The organism is Mesorhizobium sp. M7A.F.Ca.CA.002.09.1.1 (assembly GCF_003998555.1).
Classification (GTDB): Bacteria; Pseudomonadota; Alphaproteobacteria; order Rhizobiales; family Rhizobiaceae; genus Mesorhizobium; species Mesorhizobium ciceri.
In genome coordinates, this window is the sequence record NZ_RZRR01000920.1 from 1 (window position 1) to 2,172 (window position 2,172).

The 2,172-nt window shown below is 64.4% G+C and carries 2 protein-coding genes; one reads left to right on the top strand and one right to left on the bottom strand.

Translation table 11 applies throughout. The features are described from left to right. A partial coding sequence (locus EN994_RS28340; RefSeq protein ID WP_206530517.1) for a Dyp-type peroxidase domain-containing protein occupies positions 1-384 on the bottom strand: 384 nt, incomplete at its 3' end. A 129-nt stretch (positions 385-513) separates the two neighbouring features. Between EN994_RS28340 and EN994_RS28345 the strand changes: the two genes are divergently transcribed. Beyond that, on the top strand, positions 514-2,172 hold a 1,659-nt coding region (locus EN994_RS28345), incomplete at its 3' end, for an AsmA family protein (protein ID WP_127308007.1).

Consider the following 2,172-nt stretch of genomic DNA (forward strand, 5'->3'; position numbering starts at 1 on the left):
GTCGAGCAGGATGCGCTCGAACTCGAAGCACATATCGGGTCGCTCGGAGCGGATGTGGAAGAGGAGATCGCCGGCGGTCGAAGGCGCCGAATGAACGGCACCCTTGATCGGTGCGAACGGTTTCAGTTCCAGCGGCCGCCGGTCTGGAGAAAGACGATCCCAGAGATCGCGGCCGATGCCGGCAATGCACGACAGCCGCCCGGAGAGATCGCGGAACCCGACGGTTTTGATGAGATCGTCGAGCCCGCCGAGCACGGAGGCAACCTTGGCGAGCGCGCTCTGCTCGCTGGCGACGGCGACGACAAGAAAGACCGCCGAAAGGGACAGCGGAGCGTCGACACTTTGCGCATCGATCGGCACGCGATCCCAGTTCTTGCCCGACATCCGATTTCTCCGCTTCGCCGGGATTTGTTTCAGATCACCGGAGATCGCGCAACTGGATGAATTGCCTCTTTATCGACACGCGGATGCGGGTAGAGTGCGGCAGAATTTCAATCAACCCATTCGGAGCTGATGCTCGCACGCCTGTTCGTGATCTTCGGTGGCCTGTTCGTGCTGGTGCTGTGTGCGGCGCTGGTGGTGCCGTATTTTATCGACTGGACCGGCTACCGCGCCGACTTCGAGCGCGAGGCGAGCGCCATTCTCGGCCGCAAGGTGACCGTGCAGGGCGACGCCACCGCAAGGCTGTTGCCGTTTCCCTCGGTGACCTTCTCGAATGTCGCCGTCGCCGGCGGCCCCAACGGCCAGCCGGCCATGACGGTCGAGACGTTTTCAATGGACGCGGAACTGGCGCCCTTCCTGCGCGGTGAAGTGCTGATCTTCGACATGCGGCTGGTGCGGCCGAAAGCGACCATCGATATCGCCAATGACGGCACGGTCGACTGGGCGATGCGGCCGTCCTCGCCCTTCGACCCCAGCCAGATCTCGATCGAGAAGCTGACGGTGACGGAGGGTCAGATCGAAGTTCGCCATGCCGCTGGCGGGCGCAGCCATCTGTTTTCCGAGATCAATTCGACCGTCTCGGCCAAGTCGCTGGCCGGCCCATGGCGCATGGACGGCACGCTGCGGCTGGACGGGTTGCGCACCGCGGTCACCGCGTCCACCGGCAAGGCCGAAGGCTCAGGACAGATGCGGTTTCGGCTGAAAGCCAATCCGGACGCGTATCCGCTGGTCATCGAGACCGACGGCAATGCCGGCATCGTCAATGGAGCCGCCGTCTACTCCGGCCAGTTCAAGATTTCAAATCCTGACAAGAATGGTGCCGACAAGAACAGCGCCGAGCTGCGCGGCACCGATGGCGAGACGGTGAAAGTCTCGGCCGGCAAGCCCGATCCGGGCTTTCGGCTGAACGGCAAGTTTTCGCTAGACCACCAGAAGCTGGGTGTCGACGAATTCCGCTTCGAGACCGGGCCTCTCGACAACCCCTACACCGCCGATGGCAAGGCTTCTGTCGATCTCGGGCTGAAACCGAGTTTCGCCATCGAGGCCAATGGCGCGCAGGTGCAGTTCGACGAGGCGGTGGGCGCCGAAGCCGGCGCCGGCCTGACGCTGGACCAGCGCATCGCGGCGTTCGAGCAAGCGCTGCTCGATATGCCGAAGCCGACCATCCCCGGCACGGTCGAGGTCAAGCTGCCGGCGGTGGTGGTCGGCGACACCACGGTGCGCGACGTGCATCTTTCCGCCGAGCCGGTCGATGGCGGCTGGTCGGTGAAATCGCTTGCCGCGACCTTGCCCGGCCGCACCACGCTGGAAGCGGATGGCATGCTGGTGCTCAATTTGGAGGGTCATTTCGGCTTCAACGGCTCGCTGCTGCTGGCCGTGGCCCAACCTTCCGGCTTTGCCGCCTGGCTGTCGAAGGATGTCGACGAGGCGATCCGCCGCCTGCCGGCCGCCGGCTTCAAGGCCAAGGTCGACCTCTCGCAGAAGCGCCAGGCCTTCAGCGATCTCGAACTGATCCTGGGCAAGGCGAAGTTTTCCGGCCGCATCGATTCCAGCCAGCCCGACGATGCCAAGCCCTCGGTGCTGATGCGGCTTGAAGGCGGTGATCTCGATGTCGACGGGCTGGCGGCCTTCGCCTCGATCTTCGTCAGCGACAAGGGCGCCAATCGCTTTGCCGACCGCGACCTCGATTTCCAGATCAAGGCCGGGCCGGTCAACGCCGGCGGGTTGACC